Origin of the sequence: Xanthomonas hydrangeae (genome assembly GCF_032697525.1) — a bacterium.
Classification (GTDB): Bacteria; Pseudomonadota; Gammaproteobacteria; order Xanthomonadales; family Xanthomonadaceae; genus Xanthomonas; species Xanthomonas hydrangeae.
In genome coordinates this window covers 907347-923421 of record NZ_CP103836.1, presented here as the reverse complement: position 1 = coordinate 923421, position 16075 = coordinate 907347, and the positions used below count along the sequence as shown (strand labels likewise).

The window sequence follows — 16075 nt, the reverse complement described above, 5'->3', positions numbered from 1 at the left end:
CTCGCCCGAGATGGGCAACGACACGAGGCAATGCGATGAAAATCCTGATGGTGCTCACTTCCCACGACCAACTCGGCGATACCGGCAAGAAAACCGGCTTCTGGCTGGAAGAATTCGCCGCGCCGTACTACGTGTTCAAGGACGCTGGCGCCGACATCACGCTGGTCTCGCCCAAGGGCGGCCAGCCGCCGCTGGATCCCAAGAGCGACGAACCCGACGCACAGACCGACGCCACTAAGCGCTTCAAGCAGGATGCCGACGCGCAGCAGGCATTGGCCAGCACGCATCGTCTGGCGGACGTCAAGGCCGAGGACTTCGATGCGGTGTTCTATCCGGGCGGCCACGGACCGTTGTGGGATCTGGCCGAAGACGCGCAGTCGATCGCCTTGATCGAAGCCTTCGCCGCTGCCGAGAAACCGCATGCCCTGGTCTGCCACGCGCCGGGCGTACTGCGTCGGGTCAAGGGCAGCGATGGCAAACCGCTGGTCAATGGCCGCCGCGTCACTGGCTTTACCAATGGCGAAGAAGAGGGCGTTGGCCTGACCAAGATCGTGCCGTTCCTGGTCGAAGACGTGCTGACCGAACTCGGTGGCAGTTACGAGAAAGGCGCCGACTGGGGCGTGCATGTGGTGACCGATGGCACGCTGGTGACAGGGCAGAATCCTGCCTCTTCCGAAAAGGCCGCCGAGACGTTGCTCGAGCTGTTGAAGCGCTGATTTTGCGGTCGTCGTGTGGTCGTGCATCGACCGCCGGAGGAAGCCGCGCCTTTTGACTTGGAGCGGCTGACAACACGTAGCGATTAGTCGTCAGGTGGGTGCGGACGGGGCGAAGGAGCTGGCACGTACGAGTTGTACATGTCGATGCCGAGCACCAGCCGCGCCCGACTGACGGTGAGAGCAGCAGTTTTGTAGCTGCTCTTGGTCGTGCGTTTTCAACTCTTGGTCGTGCGCTTTCAGAATTCCGCAGCATCCGACAGCTCGACGCAATCAAGTGCTCGCAACGCAACCAAGCGCACCGACCATCTCCGCTGGCCCTTGTCCGCCCACCGTCGCGGGACCTTACGCGGCATGGATGCCGCGTAAGAGCCTACACGGACGTACTTGCGGCGTGTCCCGCGATGGTGGGCGGGCAAGGGCCCTGCAGCCAAGCCGCAGATCGCCCGCTCTGGCAGATCATCCGCTTTGAAGTGCGCTTCACAACTGCCCAAAACCGCTTAGGCACCACGCTCCAACCAGCGTACCGCATAAGCCGGCAGCACCAGCCGCATGTCATCGCTCAGCGATTCGACCGTTGCGTCGCTGTCATCAGCCAGCAGTGTCCATCGGCCATCCCCGATCGCAGCAAGCTCCACCGTCAGCGGCTGATCGCCGAAATTGTGGACGGCCAAGAAACCATCGCCACGCGTCAACGCAAACAGTCGCGGATCGCCCAGCGCCACACTGCCCAATGCCTGATCGGCTGCCAAAGCAGAAAGCGCAGCACGTTGCCGGATCAATGCACGCAACCGGCGATACACCTTGCCGCTCAAACTATCCGCAGTCTCACGTTGAGCAGCAACCTTCCAATCCATTACCGGACGATGCAACCAGCGGCCTTCGTGCTGACGGTGCGGGTCACCGCGATAACTGATGTCGTTGGGCAAGGCGAGTTCGTCCCCCATATAGATCAACGGCACGCCCGGCATTGCAAGCGCGATCGCATAGAGCAGCACCAACCGATCCACCGCAGTGTCCAACGCCACCGCATCGCCTGCCTCCTGTGCCGCCTGGATCCCCGAAAGCGCAGCGGCCATGCCATTGGTACCGTGCACGCCGTCGCCACTGCTCTGGAAGCTCTCGCCGCGCGCGTAGCTGCCCGGCACATCGTTGGCATAGAAGCGCGCGACATCGCGCAACGCAAACGGTGGCTGCTCGGCATTGCCGGCCGCCTCATGCTGCAGCACATTCCAGCCGATATCGTCGTGGCAGCGCACATAGCTCAGCCACGCGCAGTTGTGCGGCAACGGCGGGCTATGCGCGATGACGGTATGCAGAATGTCGCCGCGTTGCAGCGCCAAGGCCGACCAGCCGGCTGCCATCAGCGTGCTGTGATACGCGAGATGGCACTCGTGTCCCTGGTCCGCACCTGTGCCGAAGTAGGGCGGCAGCTGCGTCATCGGCACGATGGCTTCGGCCTTCATCACCACCGAGGGTGCCACGATATCGGTGACCGCGCGTAGCGCCACCAGCAAGGTGTGCGCCTCGGGCTGATTCATGCAATCGGTGCCGGTGCGCTTCCACAAATATGCCGTGGAATCCAGCCGAAATGCCTCCACGCCCAGATTGGCCAGCTGCAGCATCGCCAGCGCCATCTCGCCGAACACCGCCGGGTTGCTCCAGTTCAAATCCCATTGATAGGGATAGAAGGTGGTCCACATCCACTGCGCAGTGTCGTCCACCCAGGTGAAGTTGCCAGGGGCGGTGTGCGGGAAGACCTGCCCCAGCGTGGTTTCGTACTGATCGGGTAGCGCGCGGTCTGCAAAGTGATGGTAGTAATCGAGATAGCGTGCGTCGCCCGCACGCGCGGCCTTTGCCCAGGCGTGATCGTCGGCGGTATGGTTGAGTACGAAATCCGCGCACAGGCTGATGCCGGCCTCGCGCAGGCGCGTAGTGAGTGCGATGAGGTCGTCGTTGTCGCCCAGGCTCGGTTCGACCTGTCCGTAATCGCTGACCGCAAAGCCGCCATCGTTATCGCCGGCGCGCGCGCGCAGGAACGGCAGCAAGTGCAGATAGCGTACGCCCAGTTCCTGCAGATACGGCACACGCTCGGCCACGCCTTGCAGCGTGCCGGCGAAGCGGTCCACGTAGGCGCTGTAGCCCAGCATGTGTTGTTCGCCAAACCAGCCGGGCTGACGCGTTGTGTCCAGTTGTTGCAGTGGCTGCGGGCGCTGTTGCGCAGTGTTGCCGAGCGCGCTCAACCACTGCGTCAACCACGACGCATAGTCCGGGCGTTGCCCATACAGCGCTTGCAGCGCGTCGAGCAGACGCGGCGCATGCTGATCGAAGCGCGGCAACAGCGCATTCGCACGCTGCGCATCCAACGGCGCAGCAAAGGCTGCGCGCACTACAGTGAAATCGATGGGGGAGGTACTCATTGGCAAGCGCCGGGAAGAATCCGGCGAGGGGTCCTTAGAAGTCGTAGCGCAGGCTGATGCTGGTGGTACGGCCGGCGATCGAACGCGCGCGGATGATGCCGTTGGCTGGGATGGTGGCTTCCTCGGCTTCGGTCAGGCCAAACGTGTTGAACAGGTTGTTGACGTTGAGCGCGACGGTGAGCGCATCGGTCACGCGGTAGTCGCCGAACAGGTTCACCTGCGTATAGCCGGGCATCTTCAGCTGGTTGGAATCCTGGGTGTAGGCATCGGTGGTGCCGATCAGGTTCACGCCGAACTGATAGCCGTCGCCGCGGTAGCTGGGAGTCAGCTGCCAGACAACATCGGCCTGGCGGCGCGGCACATTGCCGGTGTTTTCCGGCGTGATCTGGTCCTTGGAAATCTCTGCATCGGTCCAGGTCAGGCCGCCGTTGACGGTGAAGCCTTCGTAGCGGTAGCTGGCTTCCAGCTCCACGCCGTGCGCCTCGTAGCTACGGTTGAAGAAGCGCTGGCTGGTGACTTCGAAGTTCTGTTCCTCGGTGCGTGCCGAGAAGGCGGTAGCGAACAGGCTCAGGCCGTCGCGGCGCCACTTCAGGCCGGCTTCGGCCTGGCGGACCACGTTGACGCCTTCGTCGGAAGAGACCGAGCCGTCGTCGCGAACCACACCGAACAACAGGCGGTCGGCATTGGCGCGTGCGCCGCGGCTGATGCGGGCGAAGGCGCCCAGGTCGTCGTTGATCAGGTAATTGCTGCCCAGCGAATACGACAGGTAATTCCAGTCGTAATCCACCGGCCGCGCGTTGGCGGTATCGACCGTGGCCACACGCTGTTCCACCGGCTGGATCACGCCGTCGCCGTTGACGTCCAGGTTCTGCGCAATCGCAGTGCCGGCATAGTTGCCGCGTGCATCGCCCATGTCGTAGCGCAGGCTGCCGTCGATGCTGAACTTGCCGCTGTCGAAGGTGAGCGCGATGTACGGCGCGTTGACGTCGTAGCGCACGTCGTAGCTGCGGGTGATGCAGCAGTCGCCCCAGAACGGGGTGCCGTACGCGTAAAGGCCGTTCTGCGAGCGCGACACGCCGCCGGCATCGACCACGTTGAGCAGGCGCGAATCGCGGCCCAGGGTCTGCACGTAGGAATTCCAGGTCCAGTCCATGTCGATGGTCTGGCGCGAGCTGTAATAGCCCATGCGCAGGGTGAGCGTGCGGCCATCGCCGTCGAACGCGCGCGAAACGCTGAGGTCGTTGGTGACGTTGCCCAGGTCGTTGATCGCCACGTTGAACAGATGCGTGCGGATTGCGTTGCCTGTGTAGGCCTGGCCCGCATCTGCACCGCTGGCCTGCACCAGTTGCGCGCCAGCGCCGCCGATGGAAGAGGCGAGCGAGGCGGCATCGGTGATTTCGGCCGGGAACGGGCTGACGAAGCGGCCGCTGTTGTCGGCGATGCGGAATTTCTCGCTCAGGTTCCAGCCGTTGCCCAGGTCGAACCAGGCTTCGGCGCCGATGGTGCGCGAGATCGGGTGCATGCCGTCGCCCAGGTCGGTGCGGCGCGGCTGATTGTTGCCATCCAGGCCCACATCGCTGCGAAAATTGCGGCTGTACAAGGTGTCGTTGCCGGGGTCGAAGCCGGCGAAGCCGCCCAGGTCCGGCGAGCCGTCGCGGCCGCGCACGGAGGTGGGCACCGGCAGATAGCCGGCGGCGCGGTCGTTGAGGTATTTGCCGTACACACGTACGTAGCCGTTCTCGAACAGGCGGGTGAGGTTGGCCTTGAGCTGGCCACCCTTTTCGGTGGTGTAACCGGCGTCGCGCACGCCATCGCCCTGGCGGAAGAAGCCGCCGATATTGAACTGCCAATGCTCGGCAAACGGTGCGCCGTAGTTGAAGTCCACGCGCGTGCTGTCGTAATCCACGCCGCGGCTCACGCCGACGCTGCCGCCTTCGGTGTCGCCGGTCTTGCTGATGAAGTTGATGATGCCGCCGGGCGCATTGCTGGTGAACGTCGACGCCGAGCCACCGCGAATAGCTTCGATGCGATCGAGGGTGAAGTCCGAACGCAGAAAGATGTCCGAGTTGCCGAAGGCGATATCGCCGAACTCCATCACAGGCAAGCCGTCTTCCTGCAATTGCAGGAACTTGGCGCCGCCCGAAGCGACGGGGAGGCCGCGCACGGCGATATTGGCGTTGCCTTCGCCACCACTGGATTCGGAGCGGATGCCGGGGATGTTGCGGAAGATCTCGGCAGTGCTGCGCGGCGCCGATTGTTCGATCGCCTCGGCGCCGACGGTGCTGACCGACACGCTGGACTTGAGCTTGGTGGTGGCCGTGGAGGTGCCGGTAACGAATACCGAATCCAGATTGACCGCGGCGCTGTCGGCGGCCGGCGGGGTGGTGGTTGCGCTGGTGGCGTCCTGCGCCAGCGCGGCGGGCACGCAGAGGCAGGAGGCGACCGCGCAGGCCAGGGCATGCAGGCGAAGGGTGTGCAAAGTGGACATCGCGGTTCTCTCTCTCACGGATGGTGGTGTGCCGATCGCTGCATCGTCCCCTCCCAGGGAGTGGCCGTGTGGCCTGCAGTGCGAGCGCAGTAATACGCTGCAATACAATCGATTGCAATCCTGCATTGCAGCAATCCAATGCATGCTGAAAAGACATAATCTTCAAAGCGGAAGCGTGTTGCATCGCAGCGTTACAATCGATTGCATCAGCGTCAGCGTACAGTGCGCTGCGGCCACCGATCGCCGCACCCAAGCTCAGGATCTTGTATGTCGTCGAACGCTCCACCGCTTTCCTTCCTGCGCATCCTGGCGCTCAACGCCGGCTTTTTTGGCGTGCAATACAGCTTCGGGTTGCAGCAGAGCAATATGAGCCCGATCTACAACTATCTGGGTGCCGACCACGCCAGCCTACCGTACCTGTGGCTGGCCGGGCCGATCACCGGGCTGGTGCTGCAGCCGTTCGTGGGCGCGTGGAGCGACCGCTCGGTGACCCGCTGGGGCCGGCGCATGCCATACATGGTGCTGGGCGCGCTGGTATGCAGCCTGTGCCTGCTGGCGATGCCGTTCAGTACTGCGTTGTGGATGGCGGTATGCCTGCTGTGGATCCTGGATGCGGCCAACAACGTGGCGATGGAGCCGTACCGTGCCCTGGTCAGCGATGTGCTGGCGCCGCCGCAGCGGCCGCTTGGCTATCTCACGCAAAGTGCATTCACCGGTCTTGCGCAGACGCTGGCCTATCTCACCCCACCGTTGCTGGTGTGGCTGGGCATGAATCAGGACGCCGCCAATGCGCACCATATTCCCTACGTCACCATCGCTGCGTTCGTGATTGGCGCGGGGTTTTCTGCCGCCTCGATCCTGCTCACCGCGCGCAGCGTGCGCGAGCCGGCGATTGCGCCGGCAGAGATTGCCCGTATGCGCCAGACCGGCGCGGGCCTGGGCGCGACGGTGCGCGAAATCGTCAGTGCCTTGCGCGCGATGCCACCGACCATGCGTCAGCTCGCACCGGTGATGCTGTTCCAGTGGTACGGGATTTTTTGTTACTGGCAATACATCGTGCTGTCGCTGTCGACCACGTTGTTCGGCACCACCGAGGCCAACTCGCATGGCTTCCGTGAGGCAGGATTGGTCAACGGGCAGATCGGTGGCTTCTACAATTTCATCGCGTTTCTGGCGGCGTTTGCGATGGTGCCGGTGGTGCGCCGCTTCGGCCCGAAATACACGCATGCGGCCTGTCTGGTCGCGGCCGGGATCGGCATGTGGGTGTTGCCGGGCATCCAGGACCGCTGGCTGATGCTGCTGCCGATGATCGGCATTGGCCTGGCCTGGGCCAGCATGATGGGCAACCCGTATCTGATGCTGGCCGACAGCATTCCGCCCGAGCGCACCGGCGTGTACATGGGCCTGTTCAACCTGTTCATCGTGCTGCCGATGCTGATCCAGATCGTCACCTTGCCGCTGTATTACGAGCGGCTGTTGCAGGGTGACCCGCGCAACGTGATCCGGCTTGCCGGTGCGCTGATGCTGGCCGCGGCGATCGCGATGCTATGCGTGCGCGTCCGCAAGCCCAAGGCGGTGGCGGCTTAGAGCGACTGACGAAACGACTTCACGCCGGTCTACTGCAGGCCGGCTGATCTGCTGCCTGGCTGCCTGGCTGCGGGGCCCTTGCCCGCCCACCATCGCGGGACACGCCGCAAGGCAGAGCGGCTGATCTGTGGCTTGGCTGCAGGGCTCTTGCCCGCCCACCATCGCGGGACACGCCGCAAGTACGTCCGTGTAGGCTCTTACGCGGCATCCATGCCGCGTAAGGTCCCGCGACGGTGGGCGGGCAAGGACCAGTCGAGATGGTCGGTGTGCATGGCTTTCAACAAAGCGAGCAGCAATCTTTCTGGTGCGGTGCCCTCGCCGATTGCGGGACCGTGTGGCGGCATGGATGCCGCCACCGAGCCTCGACGGATGGATTTACGGCGTGTCCCGTGAGCGGTGAGGGCACCGCGCCCTCGACCGACTCAGCGTTCGACCTGGACTTTTGACTGCATCCACCAAGATGCGGCAGACAAAATCACTGCACTCACTGACAGGCGACCGCTCGCTAGGTTTCTTGGCCGCTCTTAGTCGCCACGCCTGCATTGCTGCATACCGGGCGCCGTCGAGTGCGCTCGCGGAGGCGAGGAAGTACGGCTGCGCGCAGCGCCTCCGCTTTTGCGATTCCCCAATCCCGATTCCCGATTCCCCGCTTCACGCCGACTCGCGCACCACCAATTTCACCGCCATCTCCACTGATTCCACCGACTCGCCAGCGATCAGCGCCAGCAGCCGGTCCACCAGCAGGCGTGCGGCCAGCCCGAGATCCTGCCGCACCGTGGTCAACGGCGGCTGGCTGTAGGCGGCCAGCGGGATGTCGTCGAAGCCCACCAGCGAAATGTCCTGCGGCACACGATGGCCGGCTTCGACCAGGGCGCGAATCGCACCGACTGCGATCACATCGGAGGCCGCGAACAGCCCGTCCGGTGGGTCGGTCTTCTTGAGCATCGCGCGGGTCAGGCGGTAGGCGTCCTCGCTGAGGAAGTGGCTGCGTGCATGCAGGCGCGTGTCGAATTCGAGCCCGTGCTGCTCAAGTGCGTGCCGATACCCGGCAAAGCGCGGTGCGACCTCGGGCAGTTGGTCGTCGCCCAGAAAGGCGATGCGGCGACGGCCGCTGGCGATCAGATGCTCGGTGGCAAGCGCGCCGCCCTGAAAGTTGTCGCTGCCCACGCTGATGTACGACTGCCCTTCGATCCTGCTGCCCCATACCGCCATCGGCAGACCGTCGCGCGCGGCGGCATCGAGCGCATCGTGTTCGGAGCTTTGCCCGAGCACGATCACGCCATCGGAGCGGCTGCCGCGTGCGAGTTGTTCGACCCATCCATCCTGATGCCGATCCAGCTTGGACAGCAGCATGCTGTAGCCGCGCCCGGTCAGTTCTTCGGCCAGCAACGCCAGCATGGTCATCATGAAGGGATCGGATAACGGCTGATCGAGTGCATGCATCATCGGCACTGCCACGCTCACGGTGTTGGAGCGTTTGGCGCGCAGGCTGCGTGCGATCGGATCGACCTGATAGCCGGCATCGGCGGCAATCTGCTTGATGTAGGCGCGTGTGCGCTCGGCCACCACCGGGCTGCCGGCGAGTGCGCGCGACACGGTGGATTCGGACACGCCCGCCATGCGGGCGATATCGGCCATCTGCGGGCGGGCGCCCGGCGTTGCGCGTTCTGAAGGTTTGGCCATGACAACGCGCTGCGGAAAACCAGAGTGTAATCAGTTCGCGCAGCAGGCGGGTTACTCATCGCAGTGGCGGTTGCTTGCGGGCGATGACCCACTGCAAGTACGCACACCGGTGCAAGTGCACACCTTGCAGCGTGTGCTTGCCACTCGCCAGGCATGACGCTTCACAGTGGCCGACAAAACGTAGCGTGCACCGGCCGCGCACGCCTGGCGGTGAGCGCAGTAGTTTTGATGGCCGCTCTAGCCCATGTAGAGGCCGCCGTTGACGGCATAGTCCGCACCGGTCACGTACGCGGCCTCATCGGAAGCCAGCCACGCGCACAAACCTGCGACCTCTGCAGGTTTGCCGAGCCTGCGCACCGGCACCGAGGTGGCTAGGCGGTCGAGTACGTCGGGTGGAAAGCTGCTGATCGAGGCGCTGGCGATATAGCCCGGCGAAATGGTGTTGACGGTGACGCCACGCGATGCAACCTCTTGCGCCAACGCGCGACTGAAGCCATGCATTGCCGCTTTGGCGGTGGCAAAATTGATCTGCCCGATCTGGCCCTTGTGCGCGCTGACCGAGCCGATGTTGACGATGCGTCCCCAACCGCGCGACGTCATGCCATCGACCACCTGCTTGGTGATGTTGAACAACGAGTGCAGATTGCTGGCGATCACCGCGTTCCAGTCGTCGCGCGTCATCTGCCGGAACAAGGTGTCTCGACTGCCACCGGCGTTGTTGACCAGCACATCGATCTCGCCGACCTCGGCCTTGACCTTGGCGAACGCGGCCACGGTGGAATCCCAATCGGCGGCATTGCCCTCGGAGGCAACGAACTCGAAGCCTTGTTCGCGCTGCTCACGCAACCAGGAGGTCTTGCGCGGCGAATTGGGACCGCACCCGGCGACCACGGTATGCCCGCTGCGCGCCAGCTTCTGGCAGATCGCGGTACCCACACTGCCCATGCCGCTGGTGACGTATGCGATGCGAAGTGTCATTGGTGTAACTCCTTCGGAGTTTGGGAATGGGGAATCGGGAGTGGGGAATCGGTAGAGCAGGAGCCGCGCTTGCGGTGTCTGTTGTCCATGTGGAAGTCAGGAATCGACACGACAGCACAGCGCCGCCCTTACGATTCCCAACTCCCGATTCCCCATTCCCGGCGCGCGATCAGCGCGCCAACGGGAACAAGCCGAACAACAATCCGCCCGCCAACATCAGCATCGAAATCAACACCGCCCACTTCAGCGTGAAGCGTTGATGGTCGGCAAAGTCGACCTTGGCCAGGCCGACCAGCAGATAGGTCGAGGGCACCAGGGGGCTGAGCAGATGCACCGGTTGACCAGCGAGCGAGGCGCGGGCCATTTCCACCGGGGTGATGCCGTAGTGGCCGGCCGCTTCGGACAGGATCGGCAGCACGCCGAAGTAGAACGCGTCGTTGGACATGAAGAACGTAAACGGCATGCTGACGATCGCGGTGATCACCGCCAGATACGGGCCCCAGCTGTCGGGGATCACCGCCAGAAAGCTGCGCGACATCGCTTCGACCATGCCGGTGTTGGACAGGATGCCGGTGAAGATGCCGGCGGCAAAAATCAGCGACACCACCGACAGCACATTGCCGGCGTGATTGACCAGGCGGCGGCGCTGCTCGGCCAGGTTGGGGTAGTTGATCATCAGCGCCAGCGCAAAGCCGATCATGAACAGCACCGGCATCGGCAGCACGCCGACCACCAGTGCGGCCATCAGCGCCAGGGTCAGGATCAGGTTCACCCACAGCAGCTTGGGCCGCTTCATGTACTCGGTGTCTTCTACGCGCGGCAACGCGTCGTTTTCCTCGGGCAGGCTGGTGTCCAGCCAGTTGCCGTCGGCCGGCAGACGCACCACGCCCAGGCGACGACGTTCGCGCATGCCCAGCAACCAGGCCAGCGCGATGATGCCGGCGATCGCCATCGCCATCGCCGGCACCAGCGGCACGAACACATCGGCCGGATCCACATGCAGGGCGGTAGCGGCGCGTGCCGTGGGGCCGCCCCACGGAGTCAGATTCATCACCCCGCTGGCCAGGATGGTCACGCAGGTGAGGTTGAGTGCGTTCATGCCCAGGCGCTGATACAGCGGCAGCATCGCCGACACGGTGATCATGTAGGTGGTGGAGCCGTCGCCATCGAGCGAGATCAGCATCGCCAGGATCGCCGTGCCCATCACGATCTTCAATGGATCGCCCTTGACCAGGCGCAGGATGCGGCCGACCAGCGGATCGAACAGGCCCGCGTCGATCATCACACCGAAATAGAGGATGGCGAACATCAGCATTACGCCGGTGGGCGCGATCTTCTTGATGCCGTCGAGCATCATCTCGTTGATGCCGGTGCCGAAGCCGCCCAGCAACGCGAACACGATCGGCACCGTGATCAGAGCCACCAACGGCGACAGCCGCTTGCTCATGATCAGGTACATGAAGGTGATCACCATTCCGAAACCGAGCGCGGTCAGCATGCGGGAAAATCCTTTGAGACGTGCAACAGGGAGAGGGTGGAGCGTGCGCATGCAGCGCGGAAGCGATGACGCGAATGCAGTTGCCTGAAATCTGGCTCGGTCACGAACGACACATCAGAAGTCGTACTGAAAACGACCGGTGACCGCCAGCGTGTGATCGACCACTGCATCGACCATGCGGTCGCGGTTGCGGCTGTCGATCACGTTGAGCATCACGCGCAGGTTCGGCTTGAAATACCAATTGCCGCCCAGCGTCCATGACTGCGTGCTGGCGTCAATGAAGTTGGGCTGGCCATCCATGTGCTGGTCGCCGCGCATGTAGTCGTAGCGCAAGGCCAGCTCGAACGCGCCGGACGGGCGATTGGGCGTCTTGATGCGGCTGAAACGCCCGGTCTTGCGGTCGTAGCCGCGCGACTCGCCGGTGACGAACCAGCTGACCAAGCCGTAGCTGGCCAACACCTTGGCATGCTGCCCGCCGTCATCGAGCAGGCCGCCGCTGAATTCGCTCTGCCACGACCATGGGCCCAGCACTTCGGCGTATTCCAGCGACCATTTGTCGAAATCGGTATCGCGGCCATCGGCAAAGCGTGCCAGGGTGATGCGGCTGTTGTTGGCCAGATCGTTCTCCGGACGTGGGCGGATCAGCAACGGCGCCGCACCGCCGCTGCCCGGATGCGAATAGCGCTCGTGCGCCAGCGACACGCCCAGGTGGCGTAGCCGCGCCTCGCCCATCTCCGGTGCGAAGGTCAGGCGGGTGCCGAGCGCACCGCCCTTGGTGGACGAATTGTCGATGCTTTCCAGGCTGTAGGCCGCCGTTGACCAGGTCGCATCGGGGCGACTGGCCTGCCAGGAAATCGCCTTGCGATAGATCGGCGCCAGCGTGGTCGATGCATAGCCGCGTTCCAGAAACGGGCCGTAATTGGAACCGGTGCGATCGTCCAGCGAGAAATACTGTTTGAACTGACCCACGGTCAGCGTACCGGCGGAAAACTTCTTGGCGATATACACATCGCGCGCCAGGATGCCGCGGCTGCCGGACTCGTACTGCAGGCCGGCAAATTCCGCTTCGGCCTTGTAGTTGAAACCATAGAACTTGCCCGCCACATCGAGCCACACACGGCGGAATTGGGTGTCGTTGCGCTCGGGCGTGCCGCGTTCGTCGTTGTCGAACATGGTGAAGTCCCAGTGCACGCGCCCACCCACCTCGGCAGTGACCGGACCGTCGCCATCGGCCGCGCGGGCAGCCGGTGCCAGGCAGATCGCGGCGCAGGCGGTGAAGACGCGCAGACGCAAGGTGTCGTTGCTCACAGACCCTCCCAGGTACATGTGTGAATCACGTTCAGCGATGCACCGCACAACCACTCTGCGGCGCGTTGGCTGCAGCCTAGTCCGGCGAAGCTGTCATGGACCTGTCGTTGGGGCGGGAATGGGGAGTCGGGAATGGGGAATCGCAAGAGCGTTAAGAGCTTTTGTCTGCGCGGCCTGTTACCTTCCGGCCGCAGCCAACCGCCGTTCCGATTCCCCATTCTCCATTCTCGATTGCCCGCCCAATGCGCCTGCTGCTAGTCGAAGACAACGCCGACCTCGCCGATGCCATCGTGCGGCGCATGCGCCGTAGCGGGCATGCGGTGGATTGGCAGTCCGATGGCCTGGCGGCGGCGAGTGTGTTGCGCTATCAGAGTTTCGATCTGGTGGTGCTGGATATCGGCTTGCCCAAGCTGGATGGCTTGCGGGTGCTGGCCGGGATGCGCGAGCGCGGCGATACCACACCGGTGCTGATGCTCACCGCGCGCGATGGCATCGAAGACCGCGTGCAGGCGCTGGATGTCGGGGCGGACGATTACCTGGGCAAGCCGTTCGACTTCCGCGAGTTCGAAGCGCGCTGTCGGGTGCTGCTGCGGCGCAATCGTGGCCAGGCCAGCGAGGTGGTGCAGATCGGCGGTTTCGTGTTCGACAACGCCGCGCACACGCTGGTGCTGGACGGCGTGCCGATCGAATTACCGAATCGCGAATACCGGCTGTTCGAAATCCTGATCGGGCGGCTGGGGCAGGTGGTGGGCAAGGACGAGATCGGCAACGGCTTGTTCGGTTTCGACGACGATGCCGGGCCCAATGCGATCGAGCTGTATGTCGGCCGCCTGCGTCGCAAGTTGGCGGGGGCGCCGCTGCGCATCGTCACCGTGCGCGGCGCCGGCTACAAACTCGAAGAAGCCGACCCGCACGCGCCGGTGGAGCCGGGCGTCGATGGCTGAGCCGCTGACGGTGGCGCCGTCGATCAGGCGCACCTTGCTGCTGTATCTGGGCAGCCTGTCGCTGCTCGGCGCGGTAGTGCTGTTCTTTGCCGCGCGCGATTACGGCGAGCGTGCGGCCAATCGCTCCTACGACCATCTGCTGGTGTCCTCGGCACTGTCGATCATCGACAGCGTGGCCCTGGTCGGCGGCGACTGGCAGGTGGATCTGCCGTATGCCTCGCTGGATCTGCTCGGCATGGCGCCGGAAGACCGCGTGTTCTATCGCGTGTTCGATGCGCAAGGCCGCACCATCACCGGCGAAGAGAATTTGCCTCTGCCGCCGCGCCCGCCAAGCGACGAGCGCCCGCTGTTGTTCGATGCCGACTACAGCGGCGAGCCGGTGCGCTTTGCGGTGGTGATGCATCGGGTGGCATCGGCGTCCGGGCAGGGCGAGGTGCGCGTGCAGGTGGGCCAGACACGCCGCGCGCGCGATGCGCTGGCGCGCGATGTGGTGCTCAATGCCTTGGTGGCGATCGGCGTCTTGTCGCTGCTCGCCCTGGGCCTGGTGTGGCTGGGCGTGTATCGCGCGTTGCGCCCGTTGCAGCGCATCGAGCGCGATCTGTCGCGGCGCGAGCCCTCCGACCTGAAACCGCTGAGCGTGTCGGCACCGCAGGAAATGCAGCTGATGGTGACCGCGCTCAATCGCTTCATGGCGCGGCTCTCCTCCAGCAACGAAACCTTGCGCGCGTTCATGGCCGAAGCCGCGCACCAGATGCGTACGCCGCTGGCTGCCTTGCGCGCGCAGGCGCAGCTGGCGATGGACGAGGACGACCCGCGCGAGATGCAGCGCAGCCTGGTGGCGATCGAGCGCAATGCCAGCCATATGAGCCGGCTGCTCAATCAATTGCTCAGCGATGCCAGCGTGATCCATCGCGCCAATCTGCAGCGCTTTGCCACGGTGGATCTGGCCGAGGTCTTGCACCAGGCCTTGCACGAAGCGCTACCGCGTAGCGACAGGGCGCCGCGCGTGCACCTGGCGATCGACCCGCAACCGGCGCTGTTGCATGGCGATGCCTTGCTGTTGCGCGAGGCGCTCAAGAACCTGATCGACAACGCCTGCAAGTACGGTGGCGGCGCGCCATTGCAGGTGGCGCTTACCAGCGATGGCAGCCACCACGTCATCACCATCGCCGATCACGGCCCCGGCATTCCTGCAGCCGAAGCCGAGCGCGTGTTCGAACGTTTCGCGCGCGGGCCGGATGCGCCGGCCGGCGGTGCGGGGCTGGGGCTGGCGATCGTCAAACGCGTGGTCGAGGCGCATGGCGGGCGCATCGATCTGGCCAACCGCGTCGGCGGCGGGCTGATCGCCTCGTTGCATTTTCCTGGAGGGACACGCTGATGCGCGTGCTGTTGCTGATGGTGGTATTGCTGGCACATGGCATCGCCTGCGCCGCGCCCGGCGATGTACGGCGGTTTCCCGCGCAGGGCCCGATGCAGGCGCAATTGCGCGTGCAGGGCTCCACCGATCTGGAAGTGTTCGGCGCGGTCATCCAGGATTACCAGCGCCTGCATCCGGGCACCGAGGTGATCTACGAAGACGTGATCGCCTGGGACATCTATGCGCGCTATCTGCATCCAGGCAAGGCCACACCCGCCGCCGACATGCTGATCAGCGCCAGCATGGATCTGCAGACCAAGCTGGTGAACGACGGTCACGCGCTGGCGCACCGCTCCGTACAGACCGAAGCGTTGCCGGCGTGGGCGCAGTGGCGGCACGAAGTGTTCGGCATCAGCTACGAGCCGGTGGCCATCGTCTACAACACCCGCAAGCTGGCGGCCGCACGCGTGCCGCGCACGCGCAGACAGCTGCTGGCCCTGTTGCGCGCGCCCGATGCGCCGCTGCGCGGCCGGGTCGGCACCTACGATGTCGAGCGCAGCGGCGTGGGCTATCTGTTCGCCACCCAGGACGGGCAGGTCGGCAGCATCGCCGGCGCGCTGCTGGCCGCGTTGGGCGCGAACCAGGTCAGGCTGGAAGAACGCACCGGCACCTTGCTCGACCGCGTCAGCCGTGGCGAGCTGCTGCTGGCCTACAACGTGCTGGGCTCATACGCGCAGACGCGCATCGATGCCGGCGCCCCGCTGGGCATCGTGCAGCCGCAGGACTACACGCTGGTGGCGCTGCGCACCGCAGTGATCCCCAAGACCGCGCCGCATGCGCCCGAGGCGCGCAGATTCCTCGACTATCTGCTTTCGCCACGCGGCCAGCAGGTGCTTTCGCGCGAGGCGCGATTGATGCCGATCCTGCCGGCCGCCGGTGGGCGTGGTGGCTCGGCGCAACCGCCGTTCCGCCCGATCCCGCTGGGCCCGGGCCTGCTGGTGTATCTGGACAAGCTCAAGCGCCGGCAGTTCCTGGACGCCTGGCGCGCCAGCACGCAGCCGCCGCGCTAGCGCGCGGCATCGGTCGCAACCATGTGCCA

Annotated in this window: 11 protein-coding genes and 1 other RNA gene; 5 read left to right on the top strand and 7 right to left on the bottom strand. The window is 64.7% G+C overall.

Annotation, left to right across the window (positions count from 1 at the left end; genetic code table 11):
* Positions 1-35: 35 nt before the first annotated feature.
* A complete protein-coding gene (locus NYR97_RS03720; protein WP_316696747.1) occupies positions 36-716 on the top strand; it encodes a type 1 glutamine amidotransferase domain-containing protein in 681 nt (226 codons plus the stop codon).
* A 64-nt stretch (positions 717-780) separates the two neighbouring features.
* On the opposite strand, the gene NYR97_RS03715 is transcribed toward NYR97_RS03720, so the two are convergent.
* From NYR97_RS03715 to NYR97_RS03705, 3 genes are all read right to left on the bottom strand, one after another.
* A non-coding RNA gene (locus tag NYR97_RS03715) (sX9 sRNA) lies at positions 781-856 on the bottom strand.
* 357 nt (positions 857-1213) lie between these two features.
* Complete coding sequence (locus tag NYR97_RS03710; protein WP_316696746.1) at positions 1214-3133, bottom strand: alpha-amylase family protein; 1920 nt, start codon at positions 3131-3133, stop codon at positions 1214-1216.
* Between the two features lie 34 nt (positions 3134-3167).
* The gene (locus NYR97_RS03705) at positions 3168-5621 is read right to left on the bottom strand and encodes a TonB-dependent receptor (protein ID WP_316696745.1); all 2454 of its coding nucleotides are present in this window, start codon (positions 5619-5621) and stop codon (positions 3168-3170) included.
* Between the two features lie 267 nt (positions 5622-5888).
* Here NYR97_RS03705 and NYR97_RS03700 point away from each other — a divergent pair, with 267 nt between their 5' ends.
* Positions 5889-7208, top strand: coding sequence for an MFS transporter (locus NYR97_RS03700; RefSeq protein WP_316696744.1), 1320 nt, complete (start codon positions 5889-5891; stop codon positions 7206-7208).
* Positions 7209-7859: 651 nt separating this feature from the next.
* Here the strand turns inward: NYR97_RS03700 and NYR97_RS03695 are convergent.
* The 4 genes from NYR97_RS03695 to NYR97_RS03680 form a co-directional block, all read right to left on the bottom strand.
* A complete protein-coding gene (locus NYR97_RS03695) occupies positions 7860-8891 on the bottom strand; it encodes a LacI family DNA-binding transcriptional regulator (RefSeq protein WP_316696743.1) in 1032 nt (343 codons plus the stop codon).
* Positions 8892-9128: 237 nt separating this feature from the next.
* Positions 9129-9869: an acetoacetyl-CoA reductase gene (gene phbB, locus NYR97_RS03690; protein ID WP_023905067.1), complete on the bottom strand. Its 741-nt coding sequence runs from the start codon at positions 9867-9869 to the stop codon at positions 9129-9131.
* Between the two features lie 169 nt (positions 9870-10038).
* Positions 10039-11367 carry a CitMHS family transporter gene (locus tag NYR97_RS03685; RefSeq protein WP_316696742.1) on the bottom strand — a complete coding sequence of 443 codons (1329 nt, stop codon included), beginning with the start codon at positions 11365-11367 and terminating at the stop codon, positions 10039-10041.
* 114 nt (positions 11368-11481) lie between these two features.
* Positions 11482-12675, bottom strand: coding sequence for an OprO/OprP family phosphate-selective porin (locus tag NYR97_RS03680; protein ID WP_055825079.1), 1194 nt, complete (start codon positions 12673-12675; stop codon positions 11482-11484).
* Positions 12676-12917: 242 nt separating this feature from the next.
* On the opposite strand from NYR97_RS03680, the gene NYR97_RS03675 reads away from it, so the two are divergent.
* Genes NYR97_RS03675 through NYR97_RS03665 form a run of 3 tightly spaced genes read left to right on the top strand, consistent with a single transcriptional unit; the run spans position 12918 to position 16046 of the window.
* Entirely contained in the window at positions 12918-13619 is a 702-nt protein-coding gene (locus tag NYR97_RS03675; protein ID WP_316696741.1) for a response regulator, read from the top strand.
* Entirely contained in the window at positions 13612-14997 is a 1386-nt protein-coding gene (locus NYR97_RS03670) for a sensor histidine kinase N-terminal domain-containing protein (protein WP_316696740.1), read from the top strand. Before NYR97_RS03675 ends, NYR97_RS03670 begins: the two co-directional genes overlap by 8 nt.
* On the top strand, positions 14997-16046 hold the full coding sequence (locus NYR97_RS03665) for an ABC transporter substrate-binding protein (protein ID WP_316696739.1): 1050 nt from the start codon (positions 14997-14999) through the stop codon (positions 16044-16046). Before NYR97_RS03670 ends, NYR97_RS03665 begins: the two co-directional genes overlap by 1 nt.
* The last annotated feature ends 29 nt before the right edge of the window (positions 16047-16075 follow it).

Coding starts and splice junctions, on each gene's coding strand:
- NYR97_RS03720 (WP_316696747.1), top strand. CDS start 36: ATGAAAATCCTGATGGTGCTCACTTCCCACGACCAACTCGGCGATACC.
- NYR97_RS03710 (WP_316696746.1), bottom strand. CDS start 3,133: ATGAGTACCTCCCCCATCGATTTCACTGTAGTGCGCGCAGCCTTTGCT.
- NYR97_RS03705 (WP_316696745.1), bottom strand. CDS start 5,621: ATGTCCACTTTGCACACCCTTCGCCTGCATGCCCTGGCCTGCGCGGTC.
- NYR97_RS03700 (WP_316696744.1), top strand. CDS start 5,889: ATGTCGTCGAACGCTCCACCGCTTTCCTTCCTGCGCATCCTGGCGCTC.
- NYR97_RS03695 (WP_316696743.1), bottom strand. CDS start 8,891: ATGGCCAAACCTTCAGAACGCGCAACGCCGGGCGCCCGCCCGCAGATG.
- phbB (WP_023905067.1), bottom strand. CDS start 9,869: ATGACACTTCGCATCGCATACGTCACCAGCGGCATGGGCAGTGTGGGT.
- NYR97_RS03685 (WP_316696742.1), bottom strand. CDS start 11,367: ATGCTGACCGCGCTCGGTTTCGGAATGGTGATCACCTTCATGTACCTG.
- NYR97_RS03675 (WP_316696741.1), top strand. CDS start 12,918: ATGCGCCTGCTGCTAGTCGAAGACAACGCCGACCTCGCCGATGCCATC.
- NYR97_RS03670 (WP_316696740.1), top strand. CDS start 13,612: ATGGCTGAGCCGCTGACGGTGGCGCCGTCGATCAGGCGCACCTTGCTG.
- NYR97_RS03665 (WP_316696739.1), top strand. CDS start 14,997: ATGCGCGTGCTGTTGCTGATGGTGGTATTGCTGGCACATGGCATCGCC.